Origin of the sequence: Streptomyces sp. NPDC000983 (assembly GCF_040299205.1) — a bacterium.
GTDB lineage: Bacteria > Actinomycetota > Actinomycetes > Streptomycetales > Streptomycetaceae > Streptomyces.
Genome location: NZ_JBEPBM010000021.1, coordinates 85,954 through 104,335, shown reverse-complemented (window position 1 = coordinate 104,335; position 18,382 = coordinate 85,954). Strand labels below are relative to the sequence as shown.

Genomic DNA, 18,382 nt, shown 5'->3' with positions numbered 1-18,382 from the left:
GTGTTGTCGCCGTGCTGGACGTGGCCGCGTCAACGTGGATCTTTCCGGACAGGGAACGTCCCATGAGCGTTCCGCTGCACACCCGCGCAGGTCAGGCCGTGTCCATGCCCGCCTGACCCGCGGGTCACCCCTCGTTCACCCGGTGGGCGCGTCGGGCCCGAAACGGCTGCGTACGGCTGTCTGGACCTCGTCCTCCTCGGCCGGGTCGGCGGCGAGCCGGCGCAGGCGTTCCACGACGCGGTTGTCCCCGGTCTCGGCGTGCCGGGCGGCGATCTCGCGGGTGGTCTCCTCGCAGTCCCACAGGCATTCGACGGCGAATCCGGAGGGGAAGGAGGGGTCGGTGGCGGCCAGCGCGCGGGCGGTCCGCCCGCGCAGGTGGGACGAGGCGGTCTCGCGGTAGACATGGCGCAGGACGGGGGCCGCGCAGGCGATGCCGAGCCGTCCGGCGCCGTCCACCAGGGTCCACAGGGTGGGCGCGTCGGGGCCCTCGCCCCGGACGGCCTCCCGGAGTGCCGCGAGGACGGGTTCGCTGTCCTGGGCCCCGCCGCGGCAGGCGAGGACCCGTCCGGCGGCCGCGCCGAGCGCGTCGGGGCGCCGGGCCCAGCCGCGGGCCCGGTCCACGACGGTGTCACCGCGCATGCGTTCGAAGGCGTCGGCGGCCGCCTCCACGACCGGGGCCGGTCCTGACGACACGGCCGCCTCGATGAGGTCGAGGGCGTCCGGGTCGTCGCTGTCGGCGAGGTAGCGCAGGGCGGTGCAGCGGGCGCCCTCGGTGCCGTCCTTGGCGGCCTGGACGATCTCGGGCCGGTCCTCGGGTCCGGCGACCGCCGACAGGCAGCGGGCGGCCGGCACATGGAGGGCGGCGCCGCGGTCGACGCCCTGCTGGGCCCAGTCGAAGACGGCCCGCACGCTCCAGCCCGGCCGGGGCCCGGTGGGGCGCATCTGGCGCTGCCAGCGGTCGAAGCAGCCGGCTTCCTGGGCGGCCCGCACGCGGGTGGCGACCGAGGGGCGAGGGTCCTCCGCCCACAGCCGCCAGGGCCGTGGCTCGAAGGCGTCGCGGACGGCGGCGGCCAGCTCGGCCTCGCCGGCGGTGTCGGTGGCGAAGCGCGCGAGCACCGGCGCGGCCAGGGCGCGCAGTCCGGCGTCGTCGTCGCGCAGGGCCAGTTCGTCGAGGGCCCAGGCCCAGTTGGTGCCGGTGGCGGCGTACCTGCGCAGCAGCGCGAGCGCGTCGCGCCTGCCGTAGGAGGCGAGGTGGCCGAGGACGGCCAGGGCCAGTCCGGTGCGGGACTCCTCGGTGTCGAAGACGTCCTCGACGGCGAAGAGGTGGGTCTCGATCTCGTCCAGCTCGCCGCTGAGGTCGAGGTAGAGCCGGGCGTAGTAGAGGGAGCGGTTCTCCACCTGCCAGTCGTGGCGGGGGTCGCTCAGCACACAGTGGTTCAGGGCGGCGAGCGCTTCGGCCCGCGGTGCGGTGAGCGCGTGCAGCGTGCCGTCGCCGCGGCCCCTCTGGAGCAGGCCGAGCAGCGTACCGCTGGGCGCTATGACCGGATCGAACATGGGAAACAGCCTCACATCAAGCGTCGACGCAACCGGGGACGTGCTCTACCTGGATGCGTGACAACACGTCGGGGCGCCCGCCGTTTCCTGCTTGCTGCCAGCCATCTTCCTCTGCCTCTCGTCGGTGGCCCATGCGGACCGCATCACGGCCCGCGCGGTGCGGCAACACCTGCCCAGCCATCGCGTCCGTGAATCACGTCGCCATGATGACCCGGCGGTTCCACCTGCCGCGACCGAAATTTCGGCGGCCCTTCACCGCCTCCCCCGTTTTCTGTGTCTCAGCTGTTCACAGCGCTGTGATCAGTGCGCGCCGAACAGTTCCAACAGGTCCGTCTTGCCGAACATGCGTGCGGTGTCGAGCGCCGACGGAGTGCCCGCCAGCGGGTCGGCGCCGCCGTCGACGAGCGCCTTGATGACGTCCGCCTCCCCCTTGAACACGGCCCCGGCGAGCGGGGTCTGGCCCCGGTCGTTGATCCGGTCGGCCTCGGCGCCGCGGGCGAGCAGCGCCCGTACCGCCTCGGCGTGGCCGTGATAAGCGGCGAGCATCACCAGGGAGTCGCCCCGGTCATTGGTCAGGTTGGCCGGGACGCCCGCGTCGAGATACGCCACGAGCGCCTCGGTCCGCCCCTGCCGGGCCAGATCGAAGATCTTGGTCGCCAGCTCCACGACCTCGGGGTCGGGGGCTTCACTCATCGCCGGACCGCCTCTCCTTACAACCGTTCAGGTGAATCGCCAGGGTACTGGCTCGCGCGGCACATGACCCGATGTGCCCGAGGTAAAGATCACGGCGTACCCGCTCGGCCGCAGGAGCGCAGCTCAACCGGTGTCCGACGACTCTGCCAAGTGGGGGAAATCAGCCGTAATTCACCCAGTTGCACCTTTTATCGTATGGATACATCCTGTGATCCTGGAAGTACTCATGGTGACTGTCCCCACGAACCAGGAGATCCAAATGATCCTCTCCATCTCAGGTGTGGTCCTGCTCGGCATCATCGTCTTCCTGTTCTTCAAGAAGGACGGGCTGAAGGCCTCGCACGCGCTGGTCGCGGCCCTGTTCGGCTTCTACATGGCCAGTACGGCCATCGCCCCGAGCATCAAGGCCGGCGGCGAGAGCCTGGCGAGCCTCCTCGGCGGCATCAAGTTCTGATCCCGCCCGTCCCGTCCGTACGCACCTTCTGGAGACCGCAGTGGCCCGGCGCCCCCTTCCCCGCATCCTGAGCACCGGCAGCGCGCAGATCGCCCGGAGCCGGGAGCTGGCCCGAACGGCGGCCGACAGCGCCACCGACGTCCTCCATCCGCTGATCAGGATCACCCGCGGGCTGCGCCGACTGGCATCGGCCGGGCGCCGCAAGTGGGCCGAGACCCCCAAGGACAAGCGCGGGCCGCTGCTGTTCCTGGTGGCCTCGGTGATCCTGGTCGTGGCTCTCGTCCCGTACGGCCCGCTGCTCGCCGTCATCAGCCTGATGGCGGCGGCAGCCTGGCACGGCCGGGACCGGACCGAGCCGGTCCCCGAGGGGCCGGACGAGTCGCAGACGGAGCGCCTCAAGTCGCTGTACGAGGCGCTGGTGCCGTACTTCTCCACCGCCGACGACCCCGCTCCGCTGTACGCGCACGGCGGCGAGTGGGAGAACGCCCTTCCCGGCTACGAGTTCGACGCCGCGGGGCGCATCACGAGCCTGTCGGTCCGCTACCCGGCCTACTTCACCGACGGCGAGCCCGAGGCCCGGGCGCGGATCGAGCATCTACTCACCGCCAAGTCGGGGCGCGGCCGCGAGTACCGCTTCGCCTGGGACGAGGAGGGCAACCAGCTCTCCCTGACGGCCCTGCCGCCGCTGCCCACCGACATCGCCGCCCAGCGCTTCGTCACGGCGCCGGGCGAGACCGTGCTCGGGTTCACCGACCCGGGCGAGGTCCAGCGCACGCTCCCGCTCACCCACGGCGAGGAGCAGCGCGACATGCCCCCGGTGGTGTGGCGCACCGGGATCCGCTCCACCGAGCCCCATCTGCTCGTGATGGGCCAGCCCGGCAGCGGCACCTCCACCCTCCTGCGCTCGATCGCCCTCCAGGCGCTCCAGTACGGCGATGTGGTCGTCGTCGAGGGTGGCGGCACCGGCGAGTACGCCTGCCTCACCGGCCGGGACGGCGTCCTGGCCGTGGAGTGCGCACCCGCCGGGGCGCTGGCCAGCCTGGAGTGGGCCGCGCACGAGACCGAGCGCCGGCTGATCGCGGCCAACCGGGCACGGCAGGCGGGCCACCCCCCGCCGGAGGACACCCGACGACCGCTGTGGCTCCTCCTGGACCGCCCGACCGCCTTCGCCCACCTCGCCGCGGCGGAAGGGCACAAGGACCTCCAGTCCCTGCTCCAGGTCCCGCTGCGGCACGGCAGGGCGGCGAACGTCACGGTGGTCGTGGCCGACCAGTTCGACAACGCGGAGCTGCTGAGCGAGTCCGTGCGCCAGCACACCCGCGCGCGTGCCGTGCTCGGCCCGGCGACGGCCGCGCAGCTCACCGCGTTCCTGGGCGCGCCGCCGCCCACCACCCCCATCGCCCAGGTCCCGCCGGGCCGCGGCTACGCCCGGCTGGGCGCCGGGCCGGTCCTGCGGCTCCAGGTACCGGCCACCCCGGACCCCTACGACGACGCGACCGGCGGAGCCCACCGCCAGGCCGTCCTCGACCTGCTCCCGCCCCGCACCACCCCGGCGGACGCGGAAGAACAGCCGGCCCCCGCACCTGAGCCGGTAGCGGCCGAGGCGGTGCCGGCGGAGACACCCTGACGGCCCGCCGCACGCGAAACGGGACCCCGCGCCTCCCGAGGCACGGGGTCCCGTCATGTTCCGGGCGGACCGCCGTCACCCGCGCCGGGTTCCGCCAACAGTCCGGCCCAAGTGGTCCAGGAAGGGCTGTGCACGCCCTCCGCCTCCGCGACGAAGGCCCGTGCGGCGGCTCGCGAGGCGTCCGCGGGAAGCCCCGCCCCGGCGCGGCGATCACGCCACGAACGTGCGCGGCGCCTCCCCGCCCCCGGTCGCCCCGCTCTCCACCAGGCGGGCCGCGGCGGCGAGCCGGGCCGCGGCCTCCTCCGCCACCGCGCCGCCCACGGTGAACGGCAGCCGCACGTACCCCTCGAAGGCGCCGTCGACGCCGAACCGGGGCCCGGACGGCACTCGGACCCCGACCCGCTCCCCCGCCTCGGCGAGCCGCGAGCCGGACAGGCCGCCGGTGCGCACCCACAGGGTCAGCCCGCCCCGGGGCACCTCGAACTCCCACTCGGGCAGCTCCCGGCGCACCGCGGCGACCAGGGCCTCGCGGTTCTCCCGGGCCTGGGCCCGGCGCAGTTCCACGGCCTGCTCCCAGCCACCGGTGCTGAACAGCCAGTTCACCGCGAGCTGCTCCAGCACGGGCGTGCCGAGGTCGGCGTAGGCGCGGGCCGCGACGAGGCTGCGGATCACGTCGGGGGCCGCCCGCACCCAGCCGATCCGCATGCCGGCCCAGAACGCCTTGCTCGCCGATCCGACGGTGATCACCGTGGACCCGGCCGGGTCGAAGGCGCACACCGGACGCGGCATCGAGACCTCCGGATCCAGCCAGAGTTCGCTCATCGTCTCGTCGGCGATCAGCACCGTCCCGGCCGAGCGGGCCGCGTCGACCATCAGGCGCCGCTGGCCGTCGTCGGCGAGGGCGCCGGTCGGGTTGTGGAAGTCGGCGACGACGTAGGCGATCCGGGGTGCCGCGTCCCGCAGCACCTGGCGCCAGCGGTCCATGTCCCAGCCGGTGAGTCCCTCGGCCATCGCGACGGGCACCAGCCGGGCGCCCGCCTCCCGCATCAGCTGGAGGATGTTGGCGTAGGACGGCGACTCCACGGCGATCCGCTCGCCCCGCCCCGCGAAGAGGTGACAGATGGCGTCGATCGCGCCCATCGCCCCGGTCGTCACCATGATCTGCTCGGGCATGGTCGGGATCCCGCGCGCGGTGTACCGCTCCGCGATCATCGCGCGCAGCGCGGGCAGCCCGGCCGGATAGTCGCCGTGCGTGTGCGCGTACGGCGGCAGTTCCTCCAGGGCGCCCTGGACGGCCCGGGTGAGCCAGGGCTCGGGCGCGGGGAGCGCCGCGCAGCCGAGGTCGATGACCGAGCCCAGGGCCTCGGGCGGCAGGGGTTCGAGCCCGCGCGCGGGCAGCGGGTTCCCGGCCGGTACGGCCGTCCAACTGCCGGCGCCGCGCCGGGACTCCAGGAAGCCCTCGGCCCGCAGCGCCTCGTAGGCGGCGGCCACGGTGGTGCGGCTGACCGACAGGGCGAGGGCCAGCTCGCGCTCGGCGGGCAGCCGGGCGGCCACCGGTACCCGGCCCTCAAGCACCAGCAGCCGGATGCCGTCGGCGAGCGCGCGGTAGGCGGGCGGGCGGCGCGTGCCGGGGCCGGCGGGTCGGTCCTGCTGGGAGTCGAGCAGCCGGGCGAGCTGCGCCGGCCCCACCGCCGAGGTCCACTGCGCCATGGAATCAGTCCACCTTCCCCGAATTGGCCATGGATGGCCGTTCCCCTCAGGCCACAGGGTGGCATGAGGCAGGCCACTACCAGCATAGGGGGCACCCTCTTGTCCACCAGAAACCGTCTCGGGCGACGGTTGATCCAGCTGTACGCCGGTCTCGCGCTCTACGGGGCGAGTTCGGCACTGCTCGTCGAGTCGGGTCTCGGCCTCGAACCCTGGAACGTGCTGCACCAGGGCCTGGCCGAGCTGACCGGTCTGACCATCGGCGTCGTGTCGATCATCGTGGGCGCCGGGGTGCTGCTCCTGTGGATCCCGCTGCGCCAGCGGCCGGGCCTCGGCACGGTCTCCAATGTCTTCGTCGTCGGCGTCGCCATGGACGGCACCCTGGCCGCGCTCCCCGCCGCGCACAGCCTCGTGGTCCGGATCCCCCTCCTCGTGGCCGGCATCGTCCTCAACGGTGTGGCCACCGGCCTGTACATCTCCGCCCGCTTCGGCCCGGGTCCGCGCGACGGGCTGATGACGGGGCTGCACCGGCGCACCGGGCGCTCGATCCGGCTGATGCGCACGGCCGTCGAGGTGGCGGTGGTGGTCTCGGGCTTCCTGCTCGGCGGCACCATCGGCATCGGCACGGTGCTGTACGCGGTGTCGATCGGCCCGCTCGCCCAGCTGTTCCTGCGTGTCTTCGCCGTACCCCCGGCACCCGGCGGCAGCGCGGTCGTTGCCGCCGGTCAACCCGAGCGGGCCATACTGCGACCGTGAGCACGCCGATACGCCACCCCTACCTCGACCGCCCCGGCCCGATCGCCTTCGCCCACCGGGGCGGATCCGCGGACGGCCTGGAGAACACGCTGCCGCAGTTCCGGCGCGCGGTGGACCTGGGCTACCGGTACCTGGAGACCGACGTCCACGCCACCCGCGACGGCAGGCTGGTCGCCTTCCACGACGCGACCCTGGACCGGGTCACCGATGGGGCCGGCCGGATCACCGACCTGCCGTGGACGGACGTACGGCAGGCGCGGGTGGCCGGCCGGGAGCCCGTGCCGCTGTTCGAGGAGTTGCTGGAGGCGTTCCCCGAGGCCCGGTGGAACGTCGACGTGAAGGCGGAACCGGCGCTGCGCCCCTTCCTCGACCTGGTCGAGCGCACCGGCACCTGGGACCGGGTCTGCCTGGGCTCCTTCTCCGAGGCCCGCATCGTCCGGGCACAGCGGCTGGCCGGACCGAGGCTCGCCACGTCGTTCGGCACCCGCGGGGTGGCCGGCCTGCGGCTGCGCTCCTGGGGAGTGCCGGTGCCGGTGCGCCGCTCGGCGGTCGCCGCGCAGGTTCCCGAGGAGCAGTCGGGCATCAGGGTGGTCGACCGGCGCTTCGTGCGCACCGCCCACGCGCTCGGTCTCCAGGTGCACGTGTGGACGGTCAACGAGGAGGACCGTATGCACCGGCTCCTGGACCTGGGAGTCGATGGCATCATGACCGATCACATCGAGACATTGCGCAAGGTCATGGAGGACCGGGGCGTCTGGGTCTGAGACCCCGCGGCCCGCGTGCCCGGACGGAAAAGCGAGGGCGCGGGTGGACACCGGCACCATGGGCACGACGGCGGCCGAGGAGGCCGCCGGACGAAAGCGCGAGCAGCGCGGCTGGTACTTCTACGACTGGGCGTGCTCGGTCTATTCGACCAGCGTGCTCACCGTGTTCCTCGGCCCGTATCTGACCTCGGTCGCCGAGGCGGCGGCCGACGCGGACGGCTTCGTGCATCCGCTCGGCATCCCGGTGCGGGCCGGGTCCTTCTTCGCCTACTCGGTCTCCCTCTCGGTGATCGCGGCCGTGCTGGTGATGCCCCTGGTGGGTGCCGCAGCCGACCGGCGTGGCCGAAAGAAGCCGCTGCTGGCGGCGGCCGCGTACACCGGGGCCGCGGCGACCACGGCGATGTTCCTCCTCGACGGCGACCGCTATCTGCTCGGCGGCGCCCTGCTGATCGTCGCCAACGCGGCCCAGTCCGTGGCGATGATGCTGTACAACTCCTACCTCCCGCAGATCGCCCTGCCCGAGGAACGCGACGCGGTGTCCTCGCGGGGCTGGGCCTTCGGGTACGCGGCCGGCGCCCTGGTCCTGGTGCTGAACCTGGTGCTCTATCTGGCCCACGACTCCTTCGGCGTCTCGCAGACCACGGCCGTCCGGATCTGCCTGGCGTCGGCCGGACTGTGGTGGGGTGCCTTCACCCTGGTGCCGCTGAGCCGGCTGCGCGACCGCCGCACCACCACCGACGGGGCGACGGCCCCGACGGCGACCGGCTTCCGGCAACTGGCGGCGACCATCCGCGACATGCGCCGCCACCCGCTCACCCTCGGCTTCCTGCTGGCCTACCTGGTCTACAACGACGGCATCCAGACGGTGATCTCCCAGGCGTCGGTCTACGGCGCGAAGGAACTCGGGCTCGGACAGTCCACCCTGATCGTCGCGGTGCTGCTGGTCCAGGTGCTCGCGGTGGCGGGAGCGCTGCTGCTGGGCCGGCTGGCCCGGACGTACGGGACCAAGCGCACGATCCTCGGTTCGCTGGTGGCGTGGACGGTGACACTGGCGGCCGGGTACTTCCTGCCGGCCGGCGCGCCGGTGTGGTTCTTCGTCCTGGCGGCCGGGATCGGCCTGGTGCTGGGCGGCAGCCAGGCCCTGTCCCGCTCCCTGTTCTCCCACCTGGTCCCGCCGGGCAAGGAGGCCGAGTACTTCTCCGCGTACGAGGTGAGCGACCGCGGGACGAGCTGGCTCGGTCCGCTGCTGTTCGGGCTCACCTACCAGCTCACCGGCAGCTACCGGGACGCGATCATCTCCCTGGTCGCCTTCTTCGTGATCGGGTTCGCGCTGCTGGCACGGGTTCCGGTAAGGCGTGCGATCAGCGACGCGGGGAACCCGGTTCCGGCGAGGATTTAGCGTTCAGCGCGAAAGGGCTGTAGTGTACGCGTTTGGCCTGCCAGGCGTACCGTTACTGCGCGTCAAAGATGCCGAAACGCTGGGTGACATCTGTTTGCAGATGTGACAAACCGGGCGCTGGTGGGTACAACAAGGGGCGGCTACGACGGCGACGCATGACCCGGAACGGGAATCTTTACCGCCGACCGGACGTTGACCGGATGACGACGACAGCGACACCTGTCCTGTGGGCGACAAGCCCGGGAGGCACGATTCATGAGTGAGCGAGCTCTTCGCGGCACGCGCCTCGTGGTGACCAGCTACGAGACGGACCGCGGCATCGACCTGGCCCCGCGCCAGGCCGTGGAGTACGCATGCGAGAAGGGGCACCGGTTCGAGATGCCCTTCTCGGTCGAGGCGGAGATCCCGCCGGAGTGGGAGTGCAAGGTCTGCGGGGCCCAGGCACTCCTCGTTGACGGCGACGGCCCTGAAGAGAAGAAGGCCAAGCCCGCGCGTACGCATTGGGACATGCTGATGGAGCGGCGCACCCGTGAGGAACTCGAAGAGGTCCTCGAGGAGCGTCTGGCCGTTCTGCGTTCCGGCGCGATGAACATCGCGGTCCATCCCAGGGACAGCCGCAAGTCGGCTTAAGTCCCGCCGGGTCCGGAACCCGATACAGCACAAGGCCGCGGGCGCCGTACGTTCGAAAGGACGTACGGCGCCCGCGGCTTTCGTGTTGCCCGGAAGGGGCCCCGGCACCGCCTCCGGAGAGGGGTGGGCAGGGGCCGCGCTCAGTGGGTCAGCGGCGGGCGCGGACCCTCGGGGGTGTCCCTCGGCTCGTCCCGGATGACCTCGCCCTGTACGACCTTCCCGTCGGGCCGGTGGATGCGGGCCTGCTGGAAGGCGTCGCCCAGGGTGCCGGGACCGGCCTGGCGCAGGCGGCGCTCCAGGGTGCGCTCGGTGTAGCGCCCGAGGGCCTTCTGGACCGGGGGGATCAGCAGCAGCAGACCGATCGCGTCCGAGATCAGACCCGGGAGCATCAGCAGCAGTCCGCCGAGCATCGTCAGACCGTTGCCGCCGGAGGAGGGGGCCGGGGTGCCGCCGCGCTGGAGGGCCTCGTTGAGGTTCTGGAAGGCGCGCCGCCCCGCCCGCTTGATGACCACCGCGCCGAGCACCAGTCCGGTCAGGAGCAGCAGGAAGACGGTGTAGCCGCCGGTCGCGTCCGCAACCAGGAGCAGGAGCCAGATCTCCAGCACCAGCCAGGCGGCGATCCCCAGCGGCAGGAAGGTGCGCAGCCGTGAGCGTCGCGGCCGGGCGGGAGGCGTGGGAGTCGGTGCGCCAGTCGTCATGCGTCCAGTGTGCCTGGGCCCGGCTCAGTGCGGCGTAAGGGGATGATCAACCGATCCCGTGCGGCCGCACCGGCTACTCGCGGGGCGGCTGCTGCGGGGGCTTCGCGCGGCCGAGGATCTTGCCGGCCCGCTCCTGGGCGCCCCAGGTCGTGACCCGCCACAGGGCCTCCACCAGGATGTCGCGGCTCATCTTGGAGTCGCCGAGCTCGCGTTCGACGAAGGTGATGGGCACCTCGACGACGTGGTAGCCGGCCCTGACGGCGCGGCGGGCGAGGTCGACCTGGAAGCAGTAGCCCTGGGAGGCCACGTCGTCCAGGCCCAGGCCCTGCAGGGTCTCGGCGCGGAACGCGCGGTAGCCGCCGGTGATGTCGCGCAGCGGCAGGTCCAGCGCCACCCGGGAGTACAGGCTGCCGCCGCGGGAGATGAGCTCACGGCTCTTGGGCCAGTTGACCACGCGGCCGCCGGGCACCCAGCGGGAGCCCAGCACCAGGTCGGCGCCCTTGAGGGCGGTGAGCAGCCGGGGCAGTTCCTCCGGGCGGTGCGAGCCGTCGGCGTCCATCTCCACCAGGACGCCGTAGCCGTGCTCCAGACCCCACTGGAAGCCCGCGAGGTAGGCGGCGCCGAGGCCCTCCTTGCCCTTGCGGTGCAGCACCCGGACCTGGTCGTCCTCGGCGGCCAGCTCGTCGGCGAGCTTGCCGGTGCCGTCGGGGCTGTTGTCGTCGGCCACGAGGACATGGGCCTCGGGTACGGCCGAGCGCACCCGGCCGACGATCGCCTTGATGTTCTCCGCCTCGTTGTAGGTCGGGATGATCACCAACGCCGTGCCGAGCGGGCCGAACCGCCTCCCCGAGGACTTCTCCTCACGGGTCCCGTCGCCGTCGTTCACTGCTGCCCCTTCGTGTGCGTCCGCAGAAGGTCCACCTTAGTGGGCGCGGCCTGCGATTAAGTGACATCACGTTCGTATGGTGGTGTCGATTCCACAAGAGCGGGGTAGCCATCAGCTTTTAGGATCATGGGCGGGCTCTGCGGATGGGGGCCCGGCGCCCTTCGGGCCGACCTGGGGCCCGCTGGCTGCGGGTCGACCGAAAGCCGTTGTCTACTGAGCGCCCGGGCCCCACCCGGGTCACACCTCCCCGACCGGCCGGAACGTTCCCTCGCCGTGACGCGGACGCTGAGCCTGGCTCCCAGTGGCGGTGCGCCGGTGCGGCACACCGTCCCTGACCCAGCGGCGTTCGCGACGAGTCCCGGAAGTTCGCGCATTCCTGGTCGGGCGTCCGGTGGTGGACTCCGCCGAACCTACCGGCCCCCCGCCGTCGGCTGTCAACAGCCGTTCGACCTGCGCTTTTTTCGCCAACTCCCAGGTCAGCGCCGAGGACGCGCAGGTCCTGCGACGGCGTGGCGGCGCCTGATCGGCGGTACGCCGGCCCGGGAGATCACTCGCCCGGGCGTACGAACACGGTCCGTCCGCCCACCACCGTGCGCAGACAGACGGGCAGGTCACGGCCGGGGGTGAGGTCGGGCAGGCCGGGGGTCCCGGAGCGGGGGTCGGTCGACCAGCGGGCCACCCGGTCGTCCGGCGCCTGGACCACCAGTTCGTCCGTGCGCCACACGGCGTAGTCCGCGGGCGCGCCCGGGACCAGGACGCCCGCGTCGTCGCGCCCCACCGCGCGCCAGCCGCCGCGTGTGTGGGCGGTGAACGCGGCCCGCACGGAGATCGCGTGCCCGGGCGTCCGGTGGAAGGCGGCGGCCCGGACCGTGCCCCAGGGGTCCAGCGGGGTGACCGGGCTGTCGGAGCCGAAGGCGAGCGGGACCCCGGCCCTCAGCAGGGCCGCGAAGGGGTTCAGGGTCCTGGCCCGCTCGGCGCCCAGGCGGGCGGCGTACATGCCGTCCTCGCCGCCCCACAGCGCGTCGAAGGCGGGCTGCACGGAGGCGGTCAGGCCCAGTTCGGCGAAGGCGGCGATCGTCTCGGGGGTGAGCATCTCGGCGTGCTCGACCCGGTGGCGGGCGGCGCGGACGCGGGCGAGGCCGACCTTCTCCGCCGCGGCCCGCACGCCCTCCACGACGGCCGTCACGGCGGCGTCGCCGATGGCGTGGAAGCCCGCCTGGAGCCCCGCCTCGGTGCAGGCGGCGACATGGGCGGCCACGGCGGCGGAGTCGAGGTAGGCGAGGCCCGCGTGCCCGGCGTCGGCGTACGGCCGGTGCAGACATGCGGTGTGCGAGCCGAGGGCGCCGTCGACGAAGAGGTCGCCCGCCGCGCCCGCCGCGCCGAGCCGGCGCGCCTTGTCGACGTCCTGTTCGGCCCAGTAGCCGACGACCCGGGGCCCGGGCTCCTCGGCGGCGAGCCGGAGCAGCCCGGTGAAGTCGTCCTCGGAGGAGATCTCCGGGCCCGCGCACTCGTGGACGGTGCCGATGCCGAGCGAGGCCGCGTGGACGAGCGCGGCACGCTGCGCCTCGGCGCGCTGGGCGGGTGTCACCGCGGCGAGCGCTGCGGCCCGTACGGCGTGGTGCGCGTCCGCGGTGAGCGGGCCGTCGGCGCGTGCCGCGCCCGGCACCAGGTCGAGCAGGGCCGTGGTCACGACCGCCGAGTGGACGTCGATGCGGGAGAGGTACAGGGGCCTGCCGCCGGTGGCCGCGTCCAGCTCGGCCCGGGTCGGGGGCCGGCCGCCGGGCCAGCGGGCCGCGTCCCAGCCGTGTCCGAGCAGGACCCGGTCGTGGGGGCGGGCGGCCGCGAAGTCCCGTACGAGGGCCAGGGCCGCCTCCAGGGAGGGGGCGTCGGACAGGTCGAGGCCGGTCAGGGCGAAGCCGGTGGCGGTGGTGTGCACATGGGCGTCGGTGAAGGCCGGGGTGACGAGCCCGCCGTCCAGGTCCACGACCTCGTCCACGCCGTCGGCGAAGGCGTCCGCCGCGCCCTCCGAACCGACCCAGGCGACCTGGCCGCGCTCGACGACCATCGCGGTGGCGAAGGGATCGGCCGGACTGTGGACCTCTCCGCGGCGGAGCAGGACGGTCCGGGGCCGGGCATCTGGTGCGGTGGTGCGCTCACTCATGCAGGACAGTCTCCCGCCTCGCGCGCGCCGCCCGGCGGGCAGGTCGGTCAGACGCGCGGCGGGCGGGCCTCGTAGGGCGTGGAGAGCACCACAGTGGTGCGGGTGGAGACGCCCGCCAGGGAGCGCAGCCGGGCCAGCAGCTCCTCCAGTTCGTGCGGGGTGGCGACCCGCACCTTGAGGATGTAGTTCTCGTCGCCGGCCACGCTGTGGCACGCCTCGATCTCGGGCACGCCGGCGAGGCGGTCCGCGATGTCGTCCGGGGCGCTGGGGTCGAAGGGTTTCACCGAGATGAAGGCGGTCATGGGCAGCCCGACGGCCTCGGGGTCCACGACCGCGGCGTACCCGCGGATGACACCACGCTGTTCGAGCCGTCGCACCCGCTGGTGCACGGCTGACGTGGACAGGCCCGTGGCCTTGCCCAGGTCGGTGTAGCTCATCCGCCCGTCCTTGACGAGCAGCTGCACGATCTGTCGGTCCAGCTCCTCCATGGCGCAGAACCTACAGTGCCCCTGACCTCATGGGACAGCGGAGCGGTCCGGGTCATACCCGTTCCGTGATGCGGCGGGCCGGGCGGGTGCGTCGGGCGGGGGACAAATTCGGCCGCCTCGGGCACCTGCGGGCGGCATGTGACGAACGCCACAGCGCCCAGGACGGCTCCGTGATGGAGTCGTGATTACCGCAGAGACGGGACGGGAAGTGCTTGCTGTGGTCGAGGCCGCAGTGCCGTTCACGGCCCAGCCCGAGGGGGAGAATCCCATGCAGAGTCTTAAGCGCCCTGGTCGTACCGCGCCCAAGCGCCCGCAGCTCGTCGTCGAGCCCGAGCCGGAGGGTGTCGAACCCGACTTCGGGGACGACGAGTTGGACACGTACGACACCTTCGAGATGTACCGGGTGATCTGCCCGGACTGCGCGCAGCCCATCGCGCTGCTGGCGGACGAGGAGATCCTTCCGGAGCACGCCCTGTGCGCCTCTCCGTGGAACCCGTTCGGTCTGACGGTGTGTGCCGGTACCGGGCGCAGCGCCTCCGAGGCCCGCTCGGCGGACGAGTCGGACGAGCCCCAGGAGCAGGACACCGCCCTGCTGTTGACGCTCCCTCAGGGACTGGACTGGCGGACCCAGCCCTTCTCGCACGTCGGCGGCCCGGGCTCGCGCCCGATGCGGGTGCCGATGATGCGCGGCCAGGCCGCGGCCTGAGCCTTCCCGCACGCCCTTCCCGGCTCTGACGGCCGACCTCCCGCACCACGTTCCGAGAGCCGTGGTGCGGGTTCGGCGTGCCCGGGTGAGGGTGACGAACGCACGCCCGATTCGACGGATCGGTGACCTGGACGGCCGCGCGGCGTTGCCCTGGTATGGCCACCACACATTCGACGGCGGAGCGTCCGCGGATCGTCTTCGTGCCGAAGCCCGCAGAATCGGTTCCGCTTGCACCGCCGCAACTCCCGGACCCGCCCATCTACCGCGATCTGATGCGCACCTGGGCGGACCGGGGCCGCACGCTGCCGGGCCGCCACGACCCCGAGTGGGTCAGGCTGGCGGCGCCGACGGTGCGGCCCGGGGAGTTCAGCGCCCCTCGGGACCCGCGAGATGACGAGCGATGACCATCCGCTGGATCTGGTTGGTGCCCTCGACGATCTGGAGCACCTTGGCCTCGCGCATGTAGCGCTCGGCGGGAAAGTCGGCGGTGTAGCCGTACCCGCCGAGGATCTGCACGGCGTCGGTGGTCACCCTCATCGCGGTGTCCGTGCAGTGCAGCTTGGCCATGGCCGCCTGCTTGGCGAACGGGCGCCCCGCGTCCCGCAGCCGCGCCGCCGCCAGGTAGAGCGCACGGCCGGCCTCGATCTGGGTGGCCATGTCGGCGAGCATGAAGCGCAGCCCCTGGAAGTCCGCGATCGGCCGTCCGAACTGCTTGCGCGAGGCCGCGTACGACACGGCCTCGTCCAGCGCCGCCTGGGCCACGCCGATCGCGCAGGCCGCGATGCCGAGCCGCCCGGAGTCCAGCGCGGACAGGGCGATGGCGAAGCCCTGCCCCTCCTCGCCGAGGCGTCGGGCGTCACCGACCCGTACGCCGTCGAAGTTGACCTGCGCGGTCGGTGAGCCCTTCATGCCCATCTTCTTCTCGGGCACGGCCGCGCTCAGCCCCTCGGCGTCGCCGGGCACCAGGAAGGCGGTGATCCCGCGCGGGCCCTCCTGGCCGGTGCGGGCCATGACCGTGTAGAAGTCGGCGATGCCGCCGTGGGTGATCCATGCCTTCGTCCCGGTGATCACCCAGTCGTCGCCGTCCCGGACCGCCTTGGTGCGCAGGGAGGCCGCGTCGGAGCCGGAGGAGGGCTCGGAGAGGCAGTAGGCGCCCAGCAGGCCCCCGCCCAGCATCGCCGGCAGATGCTCGACCTGCTGCTCCTTGGTGCCGTAGGCGGCGAGCGCGTAGGAGGCCAGGGTGTGCACGCTGACGCCGAGGCCGACGGTGAGCCGGGCCGACGCGAGCTCTTCGAGGACCTGGAGGTAGACCTCGTAGGGCTGCTCGCCGCCGCCGTGGTCGGCGTCGTAGGGCAGTCCGAGGAGGCCCGACTCCGACAGCAGGGAGAAGACCTCGCGGGGGAAGCGTCCGGCGTCCTCCTCCTCGGCCGCCTTCGGGGCGATCTCACGCTGGGCGATGTCCCGGACGAGCGAGATCAGGTCCCTGGCCTCGTCCGTGGGCAGTTGACGGTCCACCGGTTGCGGGGCGCGGTCGGGCATGTCGACGCTCTCCTCCCTTTTCGGGCGCATCGGCGGCCGTGCGCCTTGGGTGGGGCGACTCCGCCGGGTCTTTCCTGGGTGCGGGCCGCTGCTCGTGCTCCCGGGTCACGGAAGCTGCTGACCAGCGGCTGCGCGCTGTGAGTATGCCCGATCGGAGGCACCGAGTCACCAGTTAACGACCGCTTACTCCAGGAAACCTCAAACCCGGCGGATTGGTCCGAACCATTGACCCAACTGGTCTAGTCCTCCTAGGGTGCGGATGCGACGCATTACCGCGTTCATGCCAATCGGCGCACGTTTCCCTCACCCCCACGAGGAGACACCCGATGCACACACCCCACCGCACCCGATTCCGGGCGCTCGTCTCCGCCGCCTGCGCGGCCGTCCTCGGCGCCGGACTGCTCGCCGGGGCGGGCACGGCCACCGCGGGAGCGAGCACTCCCGCGGCCGAGCGGGCCGCCGGCTCCAAGGTGATCGGCTACTTCACCGAATGGGGCACCTACGACCGCAAGTACTACGTCAGGAACATCGACACCTCCGGTTCCGCGGCCCGGCTCACCCACATCAACTACGCCTTCGGCAACGTCACCGACGGCAAGTGCGCCATCGGCGACAACTACGCGGCCACCGAACGGACCTACACCGCCGCCGAGTCGGTCGACGGCGTCGCCGACACCTGGGACCAGCCGCTGCGCGGCACCTTCAACCAGCTGCGCGAGCTGAAGCGGAAGCACCCGCACATCAAGGTCCTGTGGTCCTTCGGCGGCTGGACCTGGTCCGGCGGTTTCGGCCAGGCGGCGCGGAACCCCGCCGCGTTCGCCAAGTCCTGCTACGACCTGGTCGAGAACTCCAAGTGGGCGGACGTCTTCGACGGCATCGACCTCGACTGGGAGTACCCCAACGCCTGCGGCCTGACCTGCGACACCAGCGGCCGGGCGGCCTTCGGGAAGCTGATGCAGGCGGTGCGCGCGAAGTTCGGCAACGGCAACCTCGTCACCGCCGCGATCACCGCCGACGCCACCGCCGGAGGCAGGATCGACGCCGCCGACTACGCGGGCGCCGCGCGGTACGTCAACTGGTACAACCCCATGACCTACGACTACTTCGGCGCCTGGGACGCGACCGGTCCGACGGCTCCGCACTCACCGCTGAAGACCTACGCGGGCATCCCCAAGGCCGACCTGCACAGCGCGGCGACCATCGCCAAGCTCAAGGGCCTCGGCATCCCGGCCTCCAAGCTCCTGCTCGGCATCGGCTTCTACGGCCGCGGCTGGACCGGAGTGACCCAGTCGGCGCCCGGCGGCACCGCGACCGGCCCGGCGGCGGGCACGTACGAACCGGGCATCGAGGACTACAAGGTGCTCAGGTCCACGTGCCCGGCGACCGGCACCGTCGGCGGCACGGCCTACGCCAAGTGCGGCTCGAACTGGTGGAGTTACGACACCCCGGCGACCATCGCCGGGAAGATGACGTACAAGAACCAGCAGGGGCTGGCCGGGACCTTCTTCTGGGAGCTCAGCGGGGACACCGCGGGCGGTGAGCTGATCAAGGCCATCAAGTGACCCCCTGACGCGGGGGACCTGGGGGCGGAGACCACGAGACTCCGCCCCTTCGTCACGCCCCGGCGCGGCGGGCGGAGCCGGGGGCCGGGCAGGCGGGGTCCAGTTCCTCGACGGCGCGCAGGGTGCCGCCCAGCGTCCTGACCAGCAGCTCGCACATGGTCTCGCGGGTGAGCTGGGGGCGGGCCGTCCACTCCAGGGTCGCGCCCTCGACGCTGCACACCCAGGACAGCAGTGCCGTCCGGGCCGTCGGGCCGATGTCGGTGCGGCCGTACGCGCCCTCGGCGATGGTCGCGACGATCGCCGTGCGCACGCCGTCCCGGATGGCCTGCACCTCGGTGTCGAAGCCGACGCCGCCGCTGACGATCGTGCGGTAGGCGGCCTGGTGGTGCTCGGCGTAGCGCAGATAGCTGTCGATCGTGCGGTGGACCCGCTCCGCGGGCGGCAGTTCGAGGCCGCCCGCCGCGTAGGTGACCAGGTCGGCGACGGAGTCCTCGATGATGGCCAGGTAGTAGCCGCGCTTGGAGCGGAAGTAGTAGTAGATCAGCCCCTTGGCCACATGGGCCTGGCGCGCGATGTCGTCCATCGACAGCGCGTCGTAGGAGGTGTCGGCGAACAACCTCCGCCCGATGGCGATGAGTTCGGCGCGGCGGGCGGCCGACCGCTCGGTGCCGCGCGTCCGGGGACGGGGGACCGCGACACGCTGCTGCTGGTTCAAGTTTCGACCCTGGTCTACGAGCGGGCGGCGAGATCTCCGCAGT

18 protein-coding genes are annotated in these 18,382 nt (G+C 72.6%); 9 read left to right on the top strand and 9 right to left on the bottom strand.

Annotation, left to right across the window (positions count from 1 at the left end):
* Positions 1-135 precede the first annotated feature (135 nt).
* Positions 136-1,554: a HEAT repeat domain-containing protein gene (locus ABT296_RS23895; RefSeq protein WP_351930546.1), complete on the bottom strand. Its 1,419-nt coding sequence runs from the start codon at positions 1,552-1,554 to the stop codon at positions 136-138.
* 300 nt (positions 1,555-1,854) lie between these two features.
* Positions 1,855-2,247, bottom strand: a complete 393-nt coding sequence (locus tag ABT296_RS23890; RefSeq protein WP_351930542.1) for an ankyrin repeat domain-containing protein — start codon at positions 2,245-2,247, stop codon at positions 1,855-1,857.
* 259 nt (positions 2,248-2,506) lie between these two features.
* On the opposite strand from ABT296_RS23890, the gene ABT296_RS23885 reads away from it, so the two are divergent.
* Together ABT296_RS23885 and ABT296_RS23880 are read left to right on the top strand one after the other, a co-directional pair.
* A complete protein-coding gene (locus tag ABT296_RS23885) occupies positions 2,507-2,701 on the top strand; it encodes a hypothetical protein (protein WP_010357990.1) in 195 nt (64 codons plus the stop codon).
* A 40-nt stretch (positions 2,702-2,741) separates the two neighbouring features.
* A complete protein-coding gene (locus ABT296_RS23880; RefSeq protein WP_351930540.1) occupies positions 2,742-4,328 on the top strand; it encodes a hypothetical protein in 1,587 nt (528 codons plus the stop codon).
* A 210-nt stretch (positions 4,329-4,538) separates the two neighbouring features.
* Here the strand turns inward: ABT296_RS23880 and ABT296_RS23875 are convergent, their stop codons facing one another.
* Positions 4,539-6,038 carry an SCO1417 family PLP biosynthesis transcription factor gene (locus ABT296_RS23875; protein ID WP_351930538.1) on the bottom strand — a complete coding sequence of 500 codons (1,500 nt, stop codon included), beginning with the start codon at positions 6,036-6,038 and terminating at the stop codon, positions 4,539-4,541.
* Between the two features lie 63 nt (positions 6,039-6,101).
* Here ABT296_RS23875 and yczE point away from each other — a divergent pair, with 63 nt between their 5' ends.
* The 4 genes from yczE (at position 6,102) to ABT296_RS23855 (ending at position 9,584) form a co-directional block, all read left to right on the top strand.
* Positions 6,102-6,791 carry a membrane protein YczE gene (gene yczE / locus ABT296_RS23870; RefSeq protein ID WP_351930536.1) on the top strand — a complete coding sequence of 230 codons (690 nt, stop codon included), beginning with the start codon at positions 6,102-6,104 and terminating at the stop codon, positions 6,789-6,791.
* Positions 6,788-7,555 (top strand): glycerophosphodiester phosphodiesterase family protein, encoded by a 768-nt coding sequence (locus ABT296_RS23865; RefSeq protein ID WP_351930535.1) that lies wholly within the window; start codon positions 6,788-6,790, stop codon positions 7,553-7,555. The genes yczE and ABT296_RS23865 overlap by 4 nt, the downstream gene beginning before the upstream one ends.
* A gap of 58 nt (positions 7,556-7,613) precedes the next feature.
* A complete protein-coding gene (locus tag ABT296_RS23860; RefSeq protein ID WP_351930624.1) occupies positions 7,614-8,954 on the top strand; it encodes an MFS transporter in 1,341 nt (446 codons plus the stop codon).
* A gap of 255 nt (positions 8,955-9,209) precedes the next feature.
* Positions 9,210-9,584, top strand: a complete 375-nt coding sequence (locus ABT296_RS23855) for an RNA polymerase-binding protein RbpA (protein WP_003977404.1) — start codon at positions 9,210-9,212, stop codon at positions 9,582-9,584.
* 140 nt (positions 9,585-9,724) lie between these two features.
* Here ABT296_RS23855 and fxsA read toward each other — a convergent pair whose 3' ends face one another.
* The 4 genes from fxsA to ABT296_RS23835 all read right to left on the bottom strand — a co-directional run bounded on the left by fxsA (position 9,725) and on the right by ABT296_RS23835 (position 13,817).
* Complete coding sequence (fxsA, locus tag ABT296_RS23850) at positions 9,725-10,282, bottom strand: FxsA family membrane protein (protein WP_351930533.1); 558 nt, start codon at positions 10,280-10,282, stop codon at positions 9,725-9,727.
* 73 nt (positions 10,283-10,355) lie between these two features.
* Entirely contained in the window at positions 10,356-11,168 is an 813-nt protein-coding gene (locus ABT296_RS23845; protein ID WP_351930531.1) for a polyprenol monophosphomannose synthase, read from the bottom strand.
* A gap of 547 nt (positions 11,169-11,715) precedes the next feature.
* A complete protein-coding gene (locus ABT296_RS23840) occupies positions 11,716-13,329 on the bottom strand; it encodes an amidohydrolase (protein ID WP_351930529.1) in 1,614 nt (537 codons plus the stop codon).
* A 47-nt stretch (positions 13,330-13,376) separates the two neighbouring features.
* A complete protein-coding gene (locus tag ABT296_RS23835; RefSeq protein ID WP_016434164.1) occupies positions 13,377-13,817 on the bottom strand; it encodes an Lrp/AsnC family transcriptional regulator in 441 nt (146 codons plus the stop codon).
* A gap of 268 nt (positions 13,818-14,085) precedes the next feature.
* Here ABT296_RS23835 and ABT296_RS23830 point away from each other — a divergent pair, with 268 nt between their 5' ends.
* Together ABT296_RS23830 and ABT296_RS38750 are read left to right on the top strand one after the other, a co-directional pair.
* Complete coding sequence (locus ABT296_RS23830) at positions 14,086-14,523, top strand: hypothetical protein (RefSeq protein ID WP_351930527.1); 438 nt, start codon at positions 14,086-14,088, stop codon at positions 14,521-14,523.
* A gap of 155 nt (positions 14,524-14,678) precedes the next feature.
* Entirely contained in the window at positions 14,679-14,927 is a 249-nt protein-coding gene (locus tag ABT296_RS38750; protein ID WP_502977308.1) for a hypothetical protein, read from the top strand.
* Here ABT296_RS38750 and ABT296_RS23825 read toward each other — a convergent pair.
* A complete protein-coding gene (locus ABT296_RS23825; RefSeq protein WP_351930525.1) occupies positions 14,890-16,062 on the bottom strand; it encodes an acyl-CoA dehydrogenase family protein in 1,173 nt (390 codons plus the stop codon). The genes ABT296_RS38750 and ABT296_RS23825 overlap by 38 nt on opposite strands.
* Positions 16,063-16,388: 326 nt before the next feature.
* Between ABT296_RS23825 and ABT296_RS23820 the strand changes: the two genes are divergently transcribed.
* Positions 16,389-17,624 (top strand): glycoside hydrolase family 18 protein, encoded by a 1,236-nt coding sequence (locus ABT296_RS23820; protein WP_351930523.1) that lies wholly within the window; start codon positions 16,389-16,391, stop codon positions 17,622-17,624.
* A gap of 52 nt (positions 17,625-17,676) precedes the next feature.
* Here the strand turns inward: ABT296_RS23820 and ABT296_RS23815 are convergent, their stop codons facing one another.
* Entirely contained in the window at positions 17,677-18,339 is a 663-nt protein-coding gene (locus ABT296_RS23815) for a TetR/AcrR family transcriptional regulator (RefSeq protein WP_351930522.1), read from the bottom strand.
* Positions 18,340-18,382: the final 43 nt, after the last annotated feature.

Excerpts from the sequence above, each read along its gene's own strand:
- ABT296_RS23895 (WP_351930546.1), bottom strand. The coding sequence starts at position 1,554 with ATGTTCGATCCGGTCATAGCGCCCAGCGGTACGCTGCTCGGCCTGCTC.
- ABT296_RS23890 (WP_351930542.1), bottom strand. The coding sequence starts at position 2,247 with ATGAGTGAAGCCCCCGACCCCGAGGTCGTGGAGCTGGCGACCAAGATC.
- ABT296_RS23885 (WP_010357990.1), top strand. The coding sequence starts at position 2,507 with ATGATCCTCTCCATCTCAGGTGTGGTCCTGCTCGGCATCATCGTCTTC.
- ABT296_RS23875 (WP_351930538.1), bottom strand. The coding sequence starts at position 6,038 with ATGGCGCAGTGGACCTCGGCGGTGGGGCCGGCGCAGCTCGCCCGGCTG.
- yczE (WP_351930536.1), top strand. The coding sequence starts at position 6,102 with ATGAGGCAGGCCACTACCAGCATAGGGGGCACCCTCTTGTCCACCAGA.
- ABT296_RS23860 (WP_351930624.1), top strand. The coding sequence starts at position 7,614 with ATGGGCACGACGGCGGCCGAGGAGGCCGCCGGACGAAAGCGCGAGCAG.
- ABT296_RS23855 (WP_003977404.1), top strand. The coding sequence starts at position 9,210 with ATGAGTGAGCGAGCTCTTCGCGGCACGCGCCTCGTGGTGACCAGCTAC.
- fxsA (WP_351930533.1), bottom strand. The coding sequence starts at position 10,282 with ATGACGACTGGCGCACCGACTCCCACGCCTCCCGCCCGGCCGCGACGC.
- ABT296_RS23840 (WP_351930529.1), bottom strand. The coding sequence starts at position 13,329 with ATGAGTGAGCGCACCACCGCACCAGATGCCCGGCCCCGGACCGTCCTG.
- ABT296_RS23835 (WP_016434164.1), bottom strand. The coding sequence starts at position 13,817 with ATGGAGGAGCTGGACCGACAGATCGTGCAGCTGCTCGTCAAGGACGGG.
- ABT296_RS23830 (WP_351930527.1), top strand. The coding sequence starts at position 14,086 with ATGCAGAGTCTTAAGCGCCCTGGTCGTACCGCGCCCAAGCGCCCGCAG.
- ABT296_RS38750 (WP_502977308.1), top strand. The coding sequence starts at position 14,679 with ATGGCCACCACACATTCGACGGCGGAGCGTCCGCGGATCGTCTTCGTG.
- ABT296_RS23825 (WP_351930525.1), bottom strand. The coding sequence starts at position 16,062 with ATGCCCGACCGCGCCCCGCAACCGGTGGACCGTCAACTGCCCACGGAC.
- ABT296_RS23820 (WP_351930523.1), top strand. The coding sequence starts at position 16,389 with ATGCACACACCCCACCGCACCCGATTCCGGGCGCTCGTCTCCGCCGCC.